Genomic DNA, 16,827 nt, shown 5'->3' on the forward strand with positions numbered 1-16,827 from the left:
TGAATACCGCTGCCGCTGCCGCTAGGGTCTCGAATGGCACCTAGATATCGACGGTCGGCATTGGCATCTTCCGGATACGGTTCGCCGAAATCCGACTTTTCCGGACGCAGTCGATCAGTTCCAACGGACCGTGGCGCCCAACCGTTTCATGATCGGCGCGATGTCTACACGACCATGAGGGCGTGATGACCGACGACCGGCCCGACGCGACAATAGACAGCGACAAACTCGGCAAAGAGACGTTCCTCGGGCTTTTCGCCATGGCGATCGCGATCTTCGTCGTCGCCAATGACTTCACCGCATTCTCGGTGGCGATCCCGGCGATCGAGAAAGAGCTGAACGTTGATGTTTCCACCGCGCAGTGGGTCATAAACGGATATACGCTGGTGTTCGGTGTCTTGATCGTCACCGGCGGCCGGCTCGCGGACATGTTCGGCCAACGCCTGGTGTTCACCATTGGCGCCGCGACCTTCGCCGTCTTCTCCCTCATCGGGGGAATCGCCCCCAACGTCGGCACGCTGCTTGCGGCGCGTTTCTGCATGGGTATCGGTGGCGCACTGATGTGGCCTTCGGTCCTCGGCATGACCTACGGGCTCTTGCCGAAGAGCAAGGCCGGTCTGGCGGGCGGCGTCATCATCGGTGCGGCCGGTTTCGGCAACGCGGTCGGTCCGCTGATCGGCGGTACGCTTACCGATCTCGCGAGCTGGCGATGGATCTTTTTCCTCAACCTGCCGATCGCCCTCTTCGGCGTGTTGGCCACTTGGTGGGTCATTCGCAAGGCGGCGACATCCGCGGATGAACGCAAGATCGACTACGGCGGCATCGCCGTGCTGTCCGTCGGGCTCCTGGCATTGCTGTTGGCGCTGGACAAGGGTGCCGATTATGGCTGGCTCGATCCACGCATCATCGGCTTTTTCGTGGTCGCCGCGCTTGCCTTGTCCGGTTTTTTGTTTGTCGAGCGGCGCGTCGGCAGTCGCGCGCTGGTTCCCCGCGACGTCATGGCGAACCGCGGCTTCATCGCGGCGACCGCCGCAACGCTGTTCATGGCCGCACTGATCTTCGCCACCTTCCTGTACCTGCCGCAATTCATGATGAAGCAGCTCGGCTATTCGGCCATCGAAGCCGGCGTAGGGCTGCTGCCGCTGATGGGCCTGTTCGCGCTGACCTCCTTCATCGCGGGCCCGCTCTATAACCGGCTCGGGCCCAAGGTCGTCGTCTCCGCCGGTGCCGCCGCCCTCGCTGGGGGCATGTTTCTGCTCACCACGATTTCCGAAGACACGCCATACACCGCGCTGGTCCCAGGTATGGTGGTGGTGGGCATCGGGATCGGGCTGTTCTACTCCTCGATCACGACCGCGGGGATCACCGCCGTCGACGACTCGCGGTCGAGTCTCGCCGGGGCGATCATCTACATGGCACAGGTTGCGGGTGGATCGATCGGCCTCGGCCTCAACACCGCGATCGCGGTGACGGCGTCCACGCTGCCGACGGGCATTTCGCGGGCCTTCTTCGTCGACGGCTGCCTGGCCACGGTCGGCCTGTTGGTGGTCGTGTTTTTCGTCGGCGGCACGGTCGACAGGGCGCGGCTCGAGGCGATCATCCACCGCCACCGCGCCCACGGCTGACGATTTCACCGCAGAAATCTCGCGATTCAATTACCGATACTCGCTAACCCTGCGTAATCCGGGATCCGCGTTGTGATCGAAAAACACCCGGGTAACGGGAATCCACCGCGAATTGATGAAAGGCTGCCTGGACTTGGAGGAAGGCCATCCTGTATAGTTTTTTCGCCGATGGCCGAACGGCACCATCGGCAGTCAAGATGCCAACACCACGATACCACGCCAATGGCAAACGGCCATTCATACAGTTAAGGACAAAACTGGAGGTTGAAATGCGCGTCATTGCGATTATTGCGGCAGCGTCAATGGTTGGTTTTGCGGCACAGGCCGCGGAAAAGGAAATGTCGCTTTCGGACGTACCTGAGACGGTCATGGATGCGGCTCATGACGCCTCCGAAGGTGTTACCTTCGACAGCGTTCTTGTTGAGGACATCGGTGACGGGCTGAAATACGGTTTGAGCGGCACGCGCGCCGATGGCAGCAAGGTCGGTATCGATGTCGATGACGAAGGCGAAGTGATCGAGTTCGAGGAGCATTTGACGATGGATGCTGTGCCCGCGGTGGTCAAAGCGACGCTCGACAAGTATCTCCCGGGAATGAATGTGACTGAAATCGAACGGGCTGTGAAAGACGACAGTTCGGTCATCTACGAGTTTGAAGGAACCGATGCCGATGGTGTCGAGGTCGATGTCGATGTCACCTGGGACGGGTCGGAGATAACAATCGAAACGGGGGCCTGACCCCCGGCAGGTTTGAAGCTGACTTTATCGCCTGCAAGTGGCGCCACATTTCGGTGGGCCCGCCGGCCACGTCCTTAGGCGTTGGATCGGAAGTATCGTTCTTGCCGAGAGGGCAATCGTACCGTGAGGCCAAGCCGAGGCAGCTGAGATCCATGCAATCTGCATGGCAGTGCTTTTCGGCCCCTGGACGTACGGCCCGACCATTGGTCCTGTCGAGGGTGCGATTCTGCCCTTCGTGACGACGCTTGAGGATAACAATGCATTGGATTGCCGTTTCCAGCCTGCAATCGCGGTTTCTCGTTCTCGCGTTGGCCGTCATGGCGATGGCATTCGGCGCCTATCAATTTCGGCATATGCCGGTCGATGCCGTGCCCGAATTCCGCGCCGTTCAGATCGAGGTCCAGACCGAGGCGCTCGGGCTCTCCGCCGCCGAAGTCGAGGACTTGGTGACGTTGAATCTCGAGGATTTGATCGCCGGCACATCGTGGCTCGAGCGTATCGAATCGACGTCGGTCCCCGGTCTCTCATCGATTGTCCTGACCTTTGAGCCCGGAACCGACCTCTACCGGGCAAGGCAAATGGTGCAAGAGCGTCTCACCGTCGCCTATGCGCTGCCGCAGGTTGCCAAGCCGCCGGTGATGCTGCAGCCGCTTTCGGTGGCCAACCGCGCGATGCTGGTCGGGTTGTCTTCCGACGAAGTTTCTCCGATCGATATGTCGGTGCTGGCACAGTGGACCATTCGTCCCAAGCTCATGGGCGTAAGCGGTGTGGCGAATGTCTCGATTTGGGGTCAGCGCCGGCGTCAGCTTCACGTGTTGGTCGACCCGGAGCAACTGCGAGACGAAGGTGTCACCCTGGAGCAGGTGATCAAGACGGCGGGCGACGCCTTGTGGGTATCGCCACTGACCTTCCTCGAGGCATCGTTTCCCGGCAGCGGCGGTTGGATCGACGGCCCCAACCAAAGGCTCGAGATCAGGCACGTGCTGCCGATTTCGACGCCGGACGATTTGGCCGCGGTCAAAGTGGACCGGTCGGAGCTCACGCTTGGCGAAGTCGCCGATGTCGTCGAAGCCCATCCGCCCCTTATCGGAGACGCGATCGTCAATGACGGCCCGGGCCTTTTGCTTGTCGTCGAAAAGCTGCCCAATGCCAGCGCCCGGGAAGTGGTTCGGGGCATCGAGGCCGCGCTGGCAGAATTAAGCCTCGGCCTACCCGGAATCGAGATCGATACCGGTATCTATAGATCTTCGGATTTCGTCGATGAGTCGTTCGCAAATGTCGAGCGGGCGCTGATCGTCGGTGCGATACTCGTCGTTCTCGTATTCCTGATCGGTTCGTTCAGTTGGCGGACGACCCTGGTCGCCGCGATTGTGATTCCGCTGTCGTTGGCAATATCGGTCGTTGTCCTGAGTCTCTGGGGTACGGCGCTGAACGCGATGGTTTTGACAGGGTTGTCGGCCGCGCTCGTCCTGCTCATTGACGATGCCTGCGCCGATACGGAGAGTATTGTCCGACGCATCCGCGAATACCGCCGCGCGGCGAGCCGAAAGGCGACCGCAAGTATCATTGTCGAGGCGTCGCTGCGTGCCCGCCGCGGCCTCTTTTTTGGATTGCTCGTCGTCGTGCTTGCAATATTGCCGGTTCTCTTCCTAAGCGGGATGACCGGTCGCTTTGTTGCGCCCTTAGCCGTCTCTTATCTGCTCGCGCTGCTTGCGTCGACGGTGGTCGCGTTGACGGTTACACCGGTACTTGCCCTGACGCTGTTCCGCAATGCCTCGCCCGCGCACCTCGAATCGCCACTCCTTCGGCCGCTTGCGCGCGGTTACGCGGCGGCGTTGGCCGGGTCCATTCGCGCGCCGGTTTCAACCGCCGTTGTTGCCGCGACCATCGCCGTCGCCGGCTTCGTATCATGGCCGTTGCTCAATTTGTCTTTGGTCCCAGAGTTCAAGCAGCGAGACCTCTTGATTTCGACAGGCGCGGCGACCGGAACCTCCCATCCCGAAATGATCCGTATCATGACGCTGCTGAGCTCTGATTTGAGGTCGATTCCGGGCGTCGCCAATCTCGGCGCCCATGTCGGCCGGGCGGTGACCGGAGATCAGATCGTCAATGTCGACGAAAGCCAGCTTTGGCTGCGGATCGATCCGAACGCCGACTATGCCAGGACACGGGCTGCTGTCGTCGACACCGTGGCGGGCTACCCCGGTATCGACGGGCAGGTGAAAACCTATTTGGGCGAAATCGTCGAGCAGGTTCTGGCCGGTCCCGGCGATGTCATCACCGTGCGCGTTTACGGACCGGAAGATGAAAAGCTCGTGCTTGAGGCCGAGAGAGTTCGTCAGGCACTCGCCGAGATCGATGGGGTCGCCGCGGCCGATCTGGAAATCGAAAGGACCGGCCCGCAGTTGGAGATTCAGGTCGATCTCGACGCCGCCGGGCGTGTCGGCCTGAAACCTGGCGACATTCGCCGGGCGGCGGGAACGATGTTGGCCGGCCTCCAAGTCGGCGCCCTTTTCGAGCAGCAAAAGGTGTTCGATGTGGTCGTCTGGGGCGATCGCAACACACGCGATAGCCTGACGGAAATCCGTGACCTGCTGATCGACACGCCAAACGGCGGCCACGTCCGCCTTGCCGACGTAGCCAGTGTCGACATCGCCGGCGGCAAGAGCACCATCCTTCGCGACGGTGTATCGCGCCGTATCGATGTCGCAGCCGTGGTCGCCGGCCGAGATATGGATTCCGTTGTCCGCGGCGTCGGCGACGCCTTGGCGCGGATCGACTTCCCGTTGGAGTATCATCCGGTCCTTTTGGGGGCGCACGCGGAGCGTCACGATATGGGATCGCGCCTCGTCAGCATCGCGGTGGCGGCGGCGATTGGCATTGTCCTGTTGTTGCAGGCTTGTTTCGGTAGTTGGCGAATGGCGATTGCGGCCACGCTAACCATGGTTGGCGCGGCGGCCGGAGGTTTGTTTGCAGTGATTGCAACCGGCGGCACGCTCTATCTCGGATCCTTGGTCGGTCTTATTGCGGTCCTAGCGGTCTCCGCCCGGCAAAGCATTCTCCTGGTTTCCCATTGCCGCCATTTGCAACGGGATGAAAATTGGCCCGACGGTCGTGCGCTTGCCGAACGCGGCGCACAAGATCGGTTGAGCCCAATGTTGATCAGCGCGGTTGCCGGCAGCCTGCTCATGGTTCCGCTCATTCTTTATGGCGACTCCGCCGGCCTGGAAGTCCTATCGCCAATGGCTGTTGCGATTGTCGGCGGCGTTTTCTGGTCGACCGTGCTCAGCCTGTTCCTAACCCCGGCCCTCTTTGCCGCCTTTGGCGCGCGCGGGTCACCCGACATCGATGAGGAGAGCACTTTGGTCGTGGGGAGTAAGGCAAATGCGTAGCGGCGCCTGGAAGGTGTGGGCGGCCTGTGCCGTCGTCTTGATCGTCATCGCTGTTGGACTGGCCGTTATCACGCCAACGCGCGAAAAAAGGGACGGACCGTTCAAGCATCCGGCCACCGTGGAAGCCATCGACGGGTCGAATCTAAACCGCATAACGTTGACCGAGAAGGCCGCTCAGCGGCTGCGCATCGAAACGGCGCCAGTGCGTGAAGATACGGTCGTGCGTTGGCGTGTTATTCGAGGCGAAGTTGTGTCGATTGGCGACGATGTCTTCGAGTCGGTAGCCGACGACTCAAGCGATGCCGACGACGTAACCGATCCAGCTCTACCGATCGGTGAGGTGCAGGTCGCGATGAGCGGCCCGATAGAGATTCGCGTTCCCCGCCACCGCGACCTGAATTCGCTCGGCGCCGAACAGCTCGCAGAGGTCCTGATCGAGCTTGACGATGATGATGACGACGATGACGAGGCCACGGAAATCGAGGCGGAACTGGTGGATGATGAGGATGACAGCGACGTCGACGAAGACGCTGAATGGCTGACCTACCTGATTACATCGCGGCAAAAAGCCGACCGGCTCTCGCTCGGCCAGGAAATCCGCGTCCGGGTGCCGTTGGTGTCCCGCGACGCCCGGCAGAAGGTCGTGCCTTACGGTGCGGTAATTTACGATCCTCACGGCAACACCTGGGTATACACCAACCCCGAGCCGTTCGTTTTTGTCCGCGACAAGGTTGTCGTCGATTTCATCGAAGGCGATGTGGCGGTCTTGAAAGAGGGCCCGGACATCGGTACCGAGGTACTCACCGTCGGGACGGTCGAGGTTTACGGAACCGAGTTCAAGGTCGGTCACTAGGGCGCATCGTGCTCTAGGACCGCAGCGAGGCCTCCGAGAATGTACCGTTGGATAATCGGTTCCAGTCTCCGGTTCCGATTCATCGTCGTCGCCGTGGCCGCCGCTTTGATATACTTCGGCGCCGGCCGGCTACGGGACATGCCGGTGGATGTCTTCCCAGAATTCGCTCCGCCCTTGGTCGAAATCCAGACCGAGGGACCCGGCATGTCGACTGTCGAGGTGGAGGAATTGATTACCGTTCCACTCGAACAGATCCTGCGCGGGACGCCGGAGCTTGATTCCATGCGTTCCAAGTCGGTGGTCGGTTTGTCTTCGATCCAAATGTTGTTCGAGCGTGGCACCGACATCCTCCATGCGCGCCAGCTGGTCAACGAGCGGCTGCAATTGGCGGCCGCCGACCTGCCCCCGTCGGCCAGTTTGCCGCGCATGCTCCAGCCGCTTTCGGCGACCAGCCGGGTCATGAAGATCGGCCTGACATCTCCGGACATGTCGCTCATGGACCTGTCGATGATCGCATATTGGAAGATGCGATTTCGCCTCCTGCAAGTCCCCGGTGTCGCCAATGTCGCGCTCTACGGCGAGCGGCTGAAGGCGTTGCAACTGCAACTCGACCCTGACCTCATGCGCATTCATGAGGTCAATCTGCCCGACGTGTTGAAGGAAACGTCGGAAGCCCTGGATGTTGGGTTGCTTCCATACTCGAGCTCCAAGACGACGCAGGTCGAAGGATTTGTCGATTCGGCAAACCAGCGCTTCGACATAGAATTCAGGACCCCGGTCTTCACGCCCGAACATTTCGGCCGATTGCCCGTCGGCACCAAAAATCGCGCTGCCCGCGGCAACGACGGCGACGATATTCTTCGGTTGAGCGATATCGGCGACGTACTTTGGGCGCCCCCGCAATTGATCGGTGACGCAGTGATCAACGACGGTCCGGGCCTGATGGTCATCGTCGAAAAATTCTCCTGGTCCAACACGCTCGATGTGACTCTCGGCGTCGAGGCGGCCCTCGAAGAGTTGGCGCCCGCCTTGGCCGGTCTGGAAATCGATACCGAGATCTTCCGTCCGGCGACCTTTATCGAGCTGTCGATCGAGAACCTCACCGTGGCGCTCATGATTGGTGCCGCACTTGTCGTTCTTGTGCTTGGCGCCTTTCTCTACGAATGGCGTGTCGCCTTGATCAGCACCCTGGCTATACCGTTGTCGCTGGTCGCTGCCGGGATCGTTCTCTACCTCAGTGGTGCAACGCTCAACACGATGGTTCTCGCCGGTTTCGTCGTCGCGCTTGGCGCGGTGGTCGACGATGCGATTGTCGATATCGAGAACATCGTGCGCCGCCTGCGCCAGCACAGGCGTGCCGGGAGTCCGGTATCGACCGCGCGGGTCGTTCTGGAGGCGTCGCTCGAAGTGCGCAGCGCCATCGTTTTCGCGACACTGATCATCGTGTTCGCAGTCATCCCGGTGTTTTTCATGGGCGGATTGTCGGGGTCGTTTTTCGGCCCGCTGGCGACATCCTATGTGCTGGCCTTGCTGGCCTCGATGGTGGTGGCGATGACGGTAACGCCGGCATTGGCGCTTATTCTGCTCGACGGTGTTCCGCTCGAGCGGCGGGAGTCACCGCTGATCGTCTTCCTGCAGCGAAGGTATGAGCGTGCACTGCGCCGCATGCTCCAGGTGCCACGTCGTGTCTTCGCGGCCGCCAGTGTCATCGTGATAGCGGGAATCGCGATCTGGCCGATGCTCGGTCAGTCGCTCCTGCCGTCGTTCATGGAACGCGATTTTCTGATGCACTGGCTAACCAAACCCGGCACCTCGCATCCGGAGATGTACCGGATCACGGTCCCGCCCAGCATCGAACTGCGGGCGATACCCGGCGTCCGTAATTTTGGCGCCCACATTGGCCGCGCGATCGCCGCCGATGAAGTCGTCGGCATCTATTTCACGGAAAACTGGATCAGCGTCGACCCGTCCGCTGACTACGATGAGACCTTGGCCAGGATACAGCAAACGGTGGACGGCTATCCGGGGATCTATCGAGATGTTCAGACCTACCTGAAGGAGCGGATCCGAGAGGTTTTGACCGGGTCAGGAGAGGCCATCGTGGTGCGCATCTATGGTGAGGATATCCGGCAGTTGCGGGCCGAGGGACGGAAAGTCGCCGAAGCTCTGCGGGACATCGAGGGCCTCGTCGACCTGCATGTCGAATTGCAGGATGACGTGCCCTTGATTCAGGTCACCGCGGACCAAGGTGCGACGGCCGAGGCAGGATTGGTTCCCGGCGACATCCAACGGACGGCGTCACTCATCTTCGCTGGCAAGGAAGTCAGCGACATGCATTTCGATAATCAAGTTTATGACGTTATCGTCTGGTCGAAACCGGAATTCCGGGACAGCCTCACGGATGTCGAAGACGCCTTGATCCATACCCCCGACGGCGACTACGTGCGCATGAGCGATGTCGCCGATGTCAAGATCGTTCCGTCGCCAAATGTCATCAGGCGGGACGATAGCTCACGACGCATCGACGTTCAGGCCAACGTAAACGACCGCGATCTTGGCGCCGTCGCGCAAGAAGTCCTGTCCCGGCTCGACGGAATGACATTCCCGCTCGGCTATCACGTCGAGCTGCTTGGTGAATATACCGAACGCCAAGCCGCGCAGAGCCGGCTCCTGTTCGCCAGCATAATCGCCGCGGTCGGGATCCTTCTTATTCTGCAGGCGTCGCTGCGGAGCTGGCGGTTGACTATCCTCGCTTACATTACCCTTCCCGCCGCTTTGGTCGGCGGCAGTATTGCGGCATTCGTCACCGGTGGTGTCATTTCGCTCGGCTCCCTGGTCGGATTCCTGGCGGTGCTTGGTATTGTGGCTCGAAATGGCATACTCCTGCTCGATCACTACCAGCATCTCCAACGGGAGGAGGGCCAAACCTTTGGCCCGGAGTTGGTGATTCGCGGAGCCCGTGAGCGCTTGGCGCCGATTCTTATGACCGCCACGACAACCGCCTTGGCGCTCTTGCCTGTGGCGATCAGCGGCGAGGTTCCCGGTCATGAGATTGAACATCCGATGGCCGTTGTCATTCTCGGCGGACTGATCACATCGACGTTGCTCAATTTGACTGTCGTGCCATTGCTATATGCCCGGTACGGGACGCCGGCGATGCCACTCGACGATCTGTTCCGCGATCGGCCCGACGAAGCCAAACACCTTGTCTAAGCGCGCCCACGGCTGACGCCGCCGCCGGCGAAATCTCGTAATTTCATGACCGGTACGACCGCCGTTGGCGGGGTGGCGAAACAGACATCCTCCCGCCCCATCGGCGGCGGCGTCCCCGCTGACTCAAATGCATCCTTGACAATGCTCGAACGCGCGTTATTATCTGTATATACATATAATAACGCGAATCAAGAGAGGGGCGATGAGTATCGAGACCCGCACATCCGACAGCGAACTGCAGACAGTGGACTGTTTGTGCTACCGGCTTCGCCGCGCCGCGCGATTGGCTGCCAAGACCTATGACGGTGCGTTGAAGCCGACCGGTCTACGCAATACGCAGTTTGCATTGCTGGGAACGCTCAACAAGCTTGGCGAGTCGAGCATCGGCGAGTTGTCCGAGAAGCTGGCCACCGATGCAACGACATTGACGCGCAATCTGAAGGTCCTGGTTGGTAGGGGCTTGATCGAGAGTGTTGCGGCTGACGACGCCCGCGTCCATGTCATCCGGGTCACCGAGCTGGGCAAAAAGACGTACCTTGCGGCGCTGCCCCTGTGGCGCGGGGCACAAAAGCACATGCTCGATGCCATTGGATCGAAACGCTGGGCTGAAATGCGGGCCGAACTCGATAAGATTGAGCAGGCTTGCGCCTGACCGCACAAAAAATTCGCAATGATAACTGTATATACAGATATCGATATTAACCGATCTAAGGAGAACGATCATGAATAGGCCGAAGATCCTCGTCACCGCGGCCGCAGGCCATACCGGAACCGCTGCCGTTCACCAGTTACTCCAAATGGGTTTTCCCGTGCGCGCCTTCGTCCGGCGCAGGGACGACCGAGCAACCGCACTCGAACAAGCGGGCGCTGAGTTATTCATCGGCGATGTTTTCGATTATCGAGATCTCAGGGCGTCGATGGTTGGCGTCCAACGCGCCTATCATTGTCCGCCCTTCGGCCTCAATCTCCTGCACAACACAATGCTGTTCGCCGTCGCGGCAGAAGAGGCCAGGCTCGAAGTCGTCGCACTGATGAGTCAATGGACCCCGCAGCCTTCCCATTCCTCGGTCATCACCCGCGAGCACTGGCTTTCGAACCAAGTCTATCGCTGGATGCCGTCGGTCGACGTTGTCCATATCAATCCGGGTATCTTCGCGTTCATGTATTTGCTCGGCCTGCCGGCGGCCGCACATTTCGGCATGTTGATGGCGCCGTTCGGAGACGGCCTCAATGCGCCGCCATCGAACGACGACATTGCCCGTGTCGCCACCGGCGTGCTCGCCGATCCCGCCAACCATATTGGCAAGAGCTACCGGCCGACCGGCCCCGAGCTGGTATCGCCGCAAGATATCGCCGGCATCCTCGGCAAGGTCCTGGGCCGCAAAGTCGGCTACAAGGATGTCCCGTTCAAGACCTTCAGCAAGGCAGCCGTCGCCCAGGGTTTCTCGCTGACGGAAATCGCCCATATGCGCCACTACGCCGAAGACATAAAGAACGGCGCCTTCGCCGTCGGCGGGCCAACCGACCACGTCCTGGCGGTCAGCGGCCAGGAGCCGGAGGATTTCGAAACCATCGCGCGCAGGTACATCAACGATCCGTCTCTTATTCATCCCGCCGTCAAGATCGGATCAAAAACGGAGGCGGTTGGCTTTCTCGTGAGAATGCTGGCGACCAAGGCGCCGGACCTGGATAGCTGGGAACGAGACCGCGGCTACCCGCTGTTGAGCAACCCGGTTCTGTCCCAGGACAGCGCCGAATGGCGCGCGACCGCCGAACGGCAACAGCTCAACCTTCGGCCCGTAGCGCCATCCGCGACACCGAAACTGGAATTGGCCGTCTAAGTGAGAGCGCGCGCCGACGGTCAACTTCATTTGACCTCGGTCATCGCCGCCTTGGTGAATAACCGCTGGCCGTCCAGAAGCACCGCGTTGGCGTGCAGGGTCATGGTCTGTAGGTCGAAGATATCGATGACGCTGGTGCCATCGTCTTCGGTCCACGACAGGAGCACGATCCCATAGTGAATGTCGCGCCGGTCGAGCGCCTCTTCGGCGGTCTTGCCCTGCTGGCCGTCGGGCGCCTCGAGATAGGTCCAGCGCAGCTTGTCTTCGGCGAGGAATTCGACCCTGATCCTGTAGCCCGCCACTTCGTAGTCGAATGTCCGCCCGTCCAGGGCGTTCATCGCCTTCATTTTGGCCTGTTGAGCCTCAGTCACGGCGTGAACCGGGGACAACAAGGCGGGCGCCGACACGGCGAGTAGGGTCAGCACGAACGCCAAAGCGGTCAGCTTGGTGGGGTTGCCAAGGGTCATCTTGATCTCCTTCATATGGCTTCATTGCAGGTTCGGGTGCGTAACCGACCGGGGCCGCGGGGACTAAGAGCCGCGCGCCCGGATGATGACTACACCGATCCCGCCGACCCGACGCCGTCAGTTCGTGATCGTGGCGGTGAAGTGATAGGGCGAACTCTCGCCGCCGGCGACGATTTCGTTGTCGCCGGGATTGAGGGCGAGGCTTTCGACCGGGAAGTCCCGGCCCAGACTGCGGCCGTTGACGATCGTACCGAGCTCGGTGTTGCAGTCCCTGACCATCACATTGCCGTGCTCGCGCTCGATGACGAAGTGAATCGGCGACAGCCGGTAGGGCTGGGGGTCGTCGATCAGCAGATCGGGCTCGGGATGGGCGAGCCCTTCGTTCAGGTCGCGAAACCGGCCCACCGAATAAGGAAATCGCGATATGACGATCGGCTCGGCGCCGATATAGAATTGCAGCGCGTAGGTCGCGCCGCGCAGGGTGATCTCGAGCTCGGCGTCGTCCGCGACGGTGGCGGGCTGTACCGTTCCCGCCGCCGCCGAATGACCACTCGCCGATGCCAGCAGGTTGTTCATGTCGCGCAGCCGCGCGCTCAAGCGGCGCAGCAGGTTCAGCGCCAGCGCGCTGTCGCCGGCGACGAGCTCGAGAAACTCGTTCTTTTCGTAAATCTCCGCATCGACCGCGAGGACCGCGATGGCGGTCGCGCTGCGATCGAGGTCTTCCAGGACGCCCATTTCGCCGAGGAACTCGCCGGCCTCGAGGCGGCCAAGAACGATCTGCTCGCCATTCAGCTCCTTGATGACCGAAACCGCGCCCGACTTGATTTGGAACACGCAGTCGCTGGCATCGCCCTGATGGAACAGGACCGATCCCTCTTCAAAGCGCTGCTGCTTGGCCATTGTCCAAGGTCCGTGTACCGTTGCCGGTGGCGGTCATGGTAGACCTTTCGGCACCGATCGAAAAGCGAACCGCAAGTTCGGACGCGGAAATCTTCGGCGACCGATTTAGAATGTCGGCGTTGGCGGTATCTCGAATTCGCGCCGGCCGGGTTGGGGCGCGGTGCGGCGCCGAGCGAGCGGGAGGGTGCATATGTGTGAATTGTTCGCGATGTCGAGCGAGCACCGGTCGACGGTGAACTATTCGCTGCCGGAGTTCGCCAAGCACGGCGGCTTGACCCACAACAACAAATCGGGCTGGGGCATCGCCTATTTCCAGGACCGCGACGCGTTGTTGATCCGGGAACCGTCGCCCGCCGCCGACAGCCCGTGGGTGAAATTCATCGCCGAGCAGTATCTGGCAAGCTTCTGCGTCATCGCCCATGTCCGCATGGCGTCGGTGGGCAAGCCCACGCTCCACAACACGCATCCCTTTCGGCGGGCCTTGGGCGGCCGCTATCATGTCTTCGCCCACAACGGGACCTTGAACGGAATTCACGACGAATACGATGCGGAAGACCTCGATGACCGTCCCGTCGGCGAGACCGATTCCGAGCTCGCGTTCTGTATCCTGCTGCAGCGCCTGCGGCCGGGATGGCGGCATATCGGCGACGCACCGACGGTGGAAAGCCGGTTCGAGATCTTCGCCGAATTCGCCGCCGAGATGCGCCGCATGGGATCGTCGAATTTTCTCTATTCCGACGGCGAAGTCCTGTTCGTCCATGCCGACAAGCGCGTCTACGAGGAGGAGGGCGGCCACCTGTCGGAGCCGCACCCACCGGGCTTGAGCCTGCGCAATTGGGCGCATGACGGGCCGCAAGGCGACTGGGAGTGCAAGGGGTTGAAAATCGGCAGACCCCAAAGAACCGCGGTGCTCTTCGCCAGCGTACCGCTCGACGCCGACGGTTGGGAACCTTTGCCGGAGGGCTGCGCGATCGCCGTCGACCGCGGCACCGAGGTGGCGCGGGCGTCGACGCTATGACGTTACACCACCGTCTGCCCGGCCTTGCCGACAGGCCGAAAATCGGCATGATCGACAGGCGGCTACGCAACCCACGCGGCGAGATTAGGCGATGAGCGAAATCGAGAAACTGGAACATGTCACGGTGCGTGTTCGCGATCTCGACGCGTCGCGCCGGTTCTACACCGAGGTCATCGGCCTTCGCGACGGCGACCGGCCGCCGTTCCCATTTCCCGGAGCGTGGCTCTACGCCGGCGATGTGGCGATCGTCCATTTGGTCGGCGGCGAAGCCTACGAGGCCGGTTCGACCGGCGCGTTCGATCATTTCGCGCTGGTCGCCGACGATGCGGACACCATGATCGCCCGTTGCGACGCCGGCGGCATCGCCTACGAAGAGCGGGTCGTTCCCGACCTCGAGCTGCGTCAATTGTTCATTCGCGACCCGGATGGGGTGCTGGTCGAGCTGAGCTTTCCAGGGACAGCGTAGCCCGCAGCGCGGATTCGTACTCGTCGCGACCCCGTGGCAGGGGGGCTTTCTGGTGCCGCCGCAACGACCAAGCGGCGCCGTTCCAGGTTCGAAACGCGACGAAATAGTGGTGGAGATGTCGTCGGCACGCCGTATTGCCGGGATGGCGGCGGAGCGCGGCGATCATCGTCCCCGCCAGCCAGCGGAAGGTGTGCGCCTGCCCGCTCAGGCGCGCGATCTGCATCGCCGCCGGGTCGTGCCGTGCCTGTTCGAGGAGCGGGGCCGGTATGAGGCCATCATAGCGCCGCTCCACGATCGCCAGCCGATGCGGGTCATAGGCCCAGGGCGGCGATAAGGGGTTCGAAATCGACGAGCTCATATAGGGAATTTAATTCCCTAATCGAGAAATTCAAGAAATAAAATCTCCTTACCGAAGAAAAAAATTCTTGAATTGAAGGGATGGGCCCGGGGTCGCGGCCCAACGGCAGTGGCCGCCCGCGCCGATTACGCACCGATCAGGGAGGGGCCCCGGCGCGGCGGGTTGTTGGGCGCCCGAACCGGTCGGCCGTCAGGGCGCGCGGCGGACCCAGATGACCGGCGCGCACCACTCGAGATCGGCGTCGTAGATCGGTTCGGCGTTGTAGGAGAGCAGGGTGTAGGAGTCGGGACGGCTGCCCCGGGCGAGCTTCTTGATATAGCCCTCGCCGGTGCTCAATCGCACGATGCAATCCTTGCCGACGCAGGTCTCGATGTCGACCCCGCGCAGGCGTGAGCAGAGCAAGCGGTCGCCGGGGCGGTAGACCGGAGACACAGAGGAACCGCGGACTTCAATGGCGATCGGGTCGGCGCCGTCGAGCTCGAATTCGACGCCGTCGAGGGCGCCGCCCTGGGCCAGATCATCGACCGGATAGAACGATTCGCCGGCGCCGACATAGCCGATCAGCGGTATGATCGACATCTCCCGGCCGCGGCCGTCGCGGAGCCACAGTTCCTCCACATCGAGCGTATCGGCGAGGCGCGCCACGATATCGCCGCGCGGCTGGTCGACCTTGCCCTGGTAGTACTTGCGGATCTTTTCGATTCCGATGCCGGACCGCCGCGACAGTTCGGCCTGGGACCAGCCCTTGCGGTCGAGCGCCGTGCGCAGTCTTTCGTGCCAGCCCTTCATGCCTTCATCATGACCGACAATGAGGGATCGACTAGGGAAAATTATTCCTTGTAATAAGGAAATAAATTCTCTATATCTGACGCCACATGCTTTGGCCGGGACACGGGGTCCGGCAACAGGAGGAGGTTGATCGATGTCCTATCGACGAATTCGGCGCCCTTTTCGACCGCGCCTGAGCCGACGATGACCGGTACGCTCACCCGGAAGCAGGCGCAGGCGTTGTCCCCAGTCTGCCGCCCGGGTCGGACATCGTCTATTGGCGGACGGCGGCCAATCTCGCCAGCGATCGGCGGACGAGTCCCGATCTCAACGCGGTGGCGGCGTTCTTCCACGACGCCGCGAAACGTGGCCTCGGTCATCTCTTTCAGCGCCGCCGTCGCGGCCGGCCTAGCACGGACGACGGCGGTGCGTCGGCCGTCGGCGGTACCGAAGCCGAGACCTCCGCCGCGGGCATCGTGATCGTCACCGACTATTGCTTTCGAAAATCATCACCCCACGGTCTCCGCTCGGGCGCCTGCAGCCGACGCGCATCGACTACGACGACATCAAGCGGCGGGCATGGCGGGACAGCGGCATCCTCGTCGTCGACGTCGAAACCGTTGCCGGCGTGTCCTGGCCCGATCGGCAGCATCTCCGCAATATCGGCGACAAGCTCTATGGCCCGCGCACCAAGGACGGCGACGACGGGGACGACAGCAACACGGAGAGCGGGCCATGAGCCCCGGAAGCCGGGAGGTCGTCGTCCGGTTGCGGGAAGCGGCGGAGACCATCGCCCGCCTGCGTGCCGGCCCCAACCTGCGCCCCGCCGGCTACCGCAGTTCGATGCCCGACTATGTCCGCGACGCCGTCGAATCCTATGGCTACGACCGGGCGGAATCGCGCCCGGCAATCCCGTCGCCGCGCGAAATCGACCGCATGGATGAGGCGTTCGGCTGGCTGCCATTGATCGAGGACCGGGACCAAAGGCGGCTCGTTCTGGCGCGAGCGTTTCGCGTGCGCTGGGCCGCGCTGCGCCCGCGCTTCGGCATGCTGTCGATCCGCCGCCTGCGCCAGCTTCACGACAAGGGTATCGCCGACATCGTGCTCGCGATCGAGCGGCGGAGGCGGGGATAGGGCGGAGCCGCGACACATCCGATTTCCGTGGAAGAGGACAAAGAACGCCATCTAT

15 protein-coding genes are annotated in these 16,827 nt (G+C 61.9%); 11 read left to right on the forward strand and 4 right to left on the reverse strand.

The features are described from left to right. The first annotated feature begins 185 nt into the window (after positions 1 to 185). The 7 genes from GY791_08050 to GY791_08080 all read left to right on the forward strand — a co-directional run bounded on the left by GY791_08050 (position 186) and on the right by GY791_08080 (position 11,661). The gene (locus GY791_08050; protein MCP4328372.1) at positions 186 to 1,625 is read left to right on the forward strand and encodes an MFS transporter; all 1,440 of its coding nucleotides are present in this window, start codon (positions 186 to 188) and stop codon (positions 1,623 to 1,625) included. A 269-nt stretch (positions 1,626 to 1,894) separates the two neighbouring features. Continuing rightward, positions 1,895 to 2,362, forward strand: coding sequence for a hypothetical protein (locus GY791_08055; protein MCP4328373.1), 468 nt, complete (start codon positions 1,895 to 1,897; stop codon positions 2,360 to 2,362). A gap of 257 nt (positions 2,363 to 2,619) precedes the next feature. Beyond that, complete coding sequence (locus GY791_08060; protein MCP4328374.1) at positions 2,620 to 5,754, forward strand: efflux RND transporter permease subunit; 3,135 nt, start codon at positions 2,620 to 2,622, stop codon at positions 5,752 to 5,754. Next, entirely contained in the window at positions 5,747 to 6,607 is an 861-nt protein-coding gene (locus GY791_08065) for a hypothetical protein (protein ID MCP4328375.1), read from the forward strand. The genes GY791_08060 and GY791_08065 overlap by 8 nt, the downstream gene beginning before the upstream one ends. A 39-nt stretch (positions 6,608 to 6,646) precedes the next feature. Beyond that, positions 6,647 to 9,820: an efflux RND transporter permease subunit gene (locus GY791_08070; protein ID MCP4328376.1), complete on the forward strand. Its 3,174-nt coding sequence runs from the start codon at positions 6,647 to 6,649 to the stop codon at positions 9,818 to 9,820. Positions 9,821 to 10,022: 202 nt separating this feature from the next. After that, the gene (locus tag GY791_08075) at positions 10,023 to 10,472 is read left to right on the forward strand and encodes a winged helix-turn-helix transcriptional regulator (GenBank protein ID MCP4328377.1); all 450 of its coding nucleotides are present in this window, start codon (positions 10,023 to 10,025) and stop codon (positions 10,470 to 10,472) included. Between the two features lie 70 nt (positions 10,473 to 10,542). Next, positions 10,543 to 11,661 (forward strand): NmrA family NAD(P)-binding protein, encoded by a 1,119-nt coding sequence (locus GY791_08080; protein MCP4328378.1) that lies wholly within the window; start codon positions 10,543 to 10,545, stop codon positions 11,659 to 11,661. Between the two features lie 26 nt (positions 11,662 to 11,687). On the opposite strand, the gene GY791_08085 is transcribed toward GY791_08080, so the two are convergent. Both GY791_08085 and GY791_08090 read right to left on the reverse strand, forming a co-directional pair. Further along, complete coding sequence (locus GY791_08085) at positions 11,688 to 12,128, reverse strand: hypothetical protein (protein ID MCP4328379.1); 441 nt, start codon at positions 12,126 to 12,128, stop codon at positions 11,688 to 11,690. Between the two features lie 117 nt (positions 12,129 to 12,245). After that, positions 12,246 to 13,028 carry a cyclic nucleotide-binding domain-containing protein gene (locus tag GY791_08090; protein MCP4328380.1) on the reverse strand — a complete coding sequence of 261 codons (783 nt, stop codon included), beginning with the start codon at positions 13,026 to 13,028 and terminating at the stop codon, positions 12,246 to 12,248. Positions 13,029 to 13,218: 190 nt separating this feature from the next. Here GY791_08090 and GY791_08095 point away from each other — a divergent pair, with 190 nt between their 5' ends. Next, the gene (locus GY791_08095) at positions 13,219 to 14,046 is read left to right on the forward strand and encodes a class II glutamine amidotransferase (protein MCP4328381.1); all 828 of its coding nucleotides are present in this window, start codon (positions 13,219 to 13,221) and stop codon (positions 14,044 to 14,046) included. A 91-nt stretch (positions 14,047 to 14,137) separates the two neighbouring features. Continuing rightward, entirely contained in the window at positions 14,138 to 14,512 is a 375-nt protein-coding gene (locus GY791_08100; GenBank protein ID MCP4328382.1) for a glyoxalase, read from the forward strand. On the opposite strand, the gene GY791_08105 is transcribed toward GY791_08100, so the two are convergent. Both GY791_08105 and GY791_08110 read right to left on the reverse strand, forming a co-directional pair. Then, positions 14,457 to 14,870, reverse strand: coding sequence for a hypothetical protein (locus tag GY791_08105; GenBank protein MCP4328383.1), 414 nt, complete (start codon positions 14,868 to 14,870; stop codon positions 14,457 to 14,459). The genes GY791_08100 and GY791_08105 overlap by 56 nt on opposite strands. 189 nt (positions 14,871 to 15,059) lie before the next feature. Next, the gene (locus tag GY791_08110; GenBank protein ID MCP4328384.1) at positions 15,060 to 15,659 is read right to left on the reverse strand and encodes a helix-turn-helix domain-containing protein; all 600 of its coding nucleotides are present in this window, start codon (positions 15,657 to 15,659) and stop codon (positions 15,060 to 15,062) included. 472 nt (positions 15,660 to 16,131) lie between these two features. Between GY791_08110 and GY791_08115 the strand changes: the two genes are divergently transcribed. Next, positions 16,132 to 16,377 (forward strand): hypothetical protein, encoded by a 246-nt coding sequence (locus tag GY791_08115; protein ID MCP4328385.1) that lies wholly within the window; start codon positions 16,132 to 16,134, stop codon positions 16,375 to 16,377. Continuing rightward, positions 16,374 to 16,772, forward strand: coding sequence for a hypothetical protein (locus tag GY791_08120; protein ID MCP4328386.1), 399 nt, complete (start codon positions 16,374 to 16,376; stop codon positions 16,770 to 16,772). The genes GY791_08115 and GY791_08120 overlap by 4 nt, the downstream gene beginning before the upstream one ends. Positions 16,773 to 16,827: the final 55 nt, after the last annotated feature.

The organism is Alphaproteobacteria bacterium (genome assembly GCA_024244705.1).
In the GTDB taxonomy this organism is placed as follows: domain Bacteria; phylum Pseudomonadota; class Alphaproteobacteria; order JAAEOK01; family JAAEOK01; genus JAAEOK01.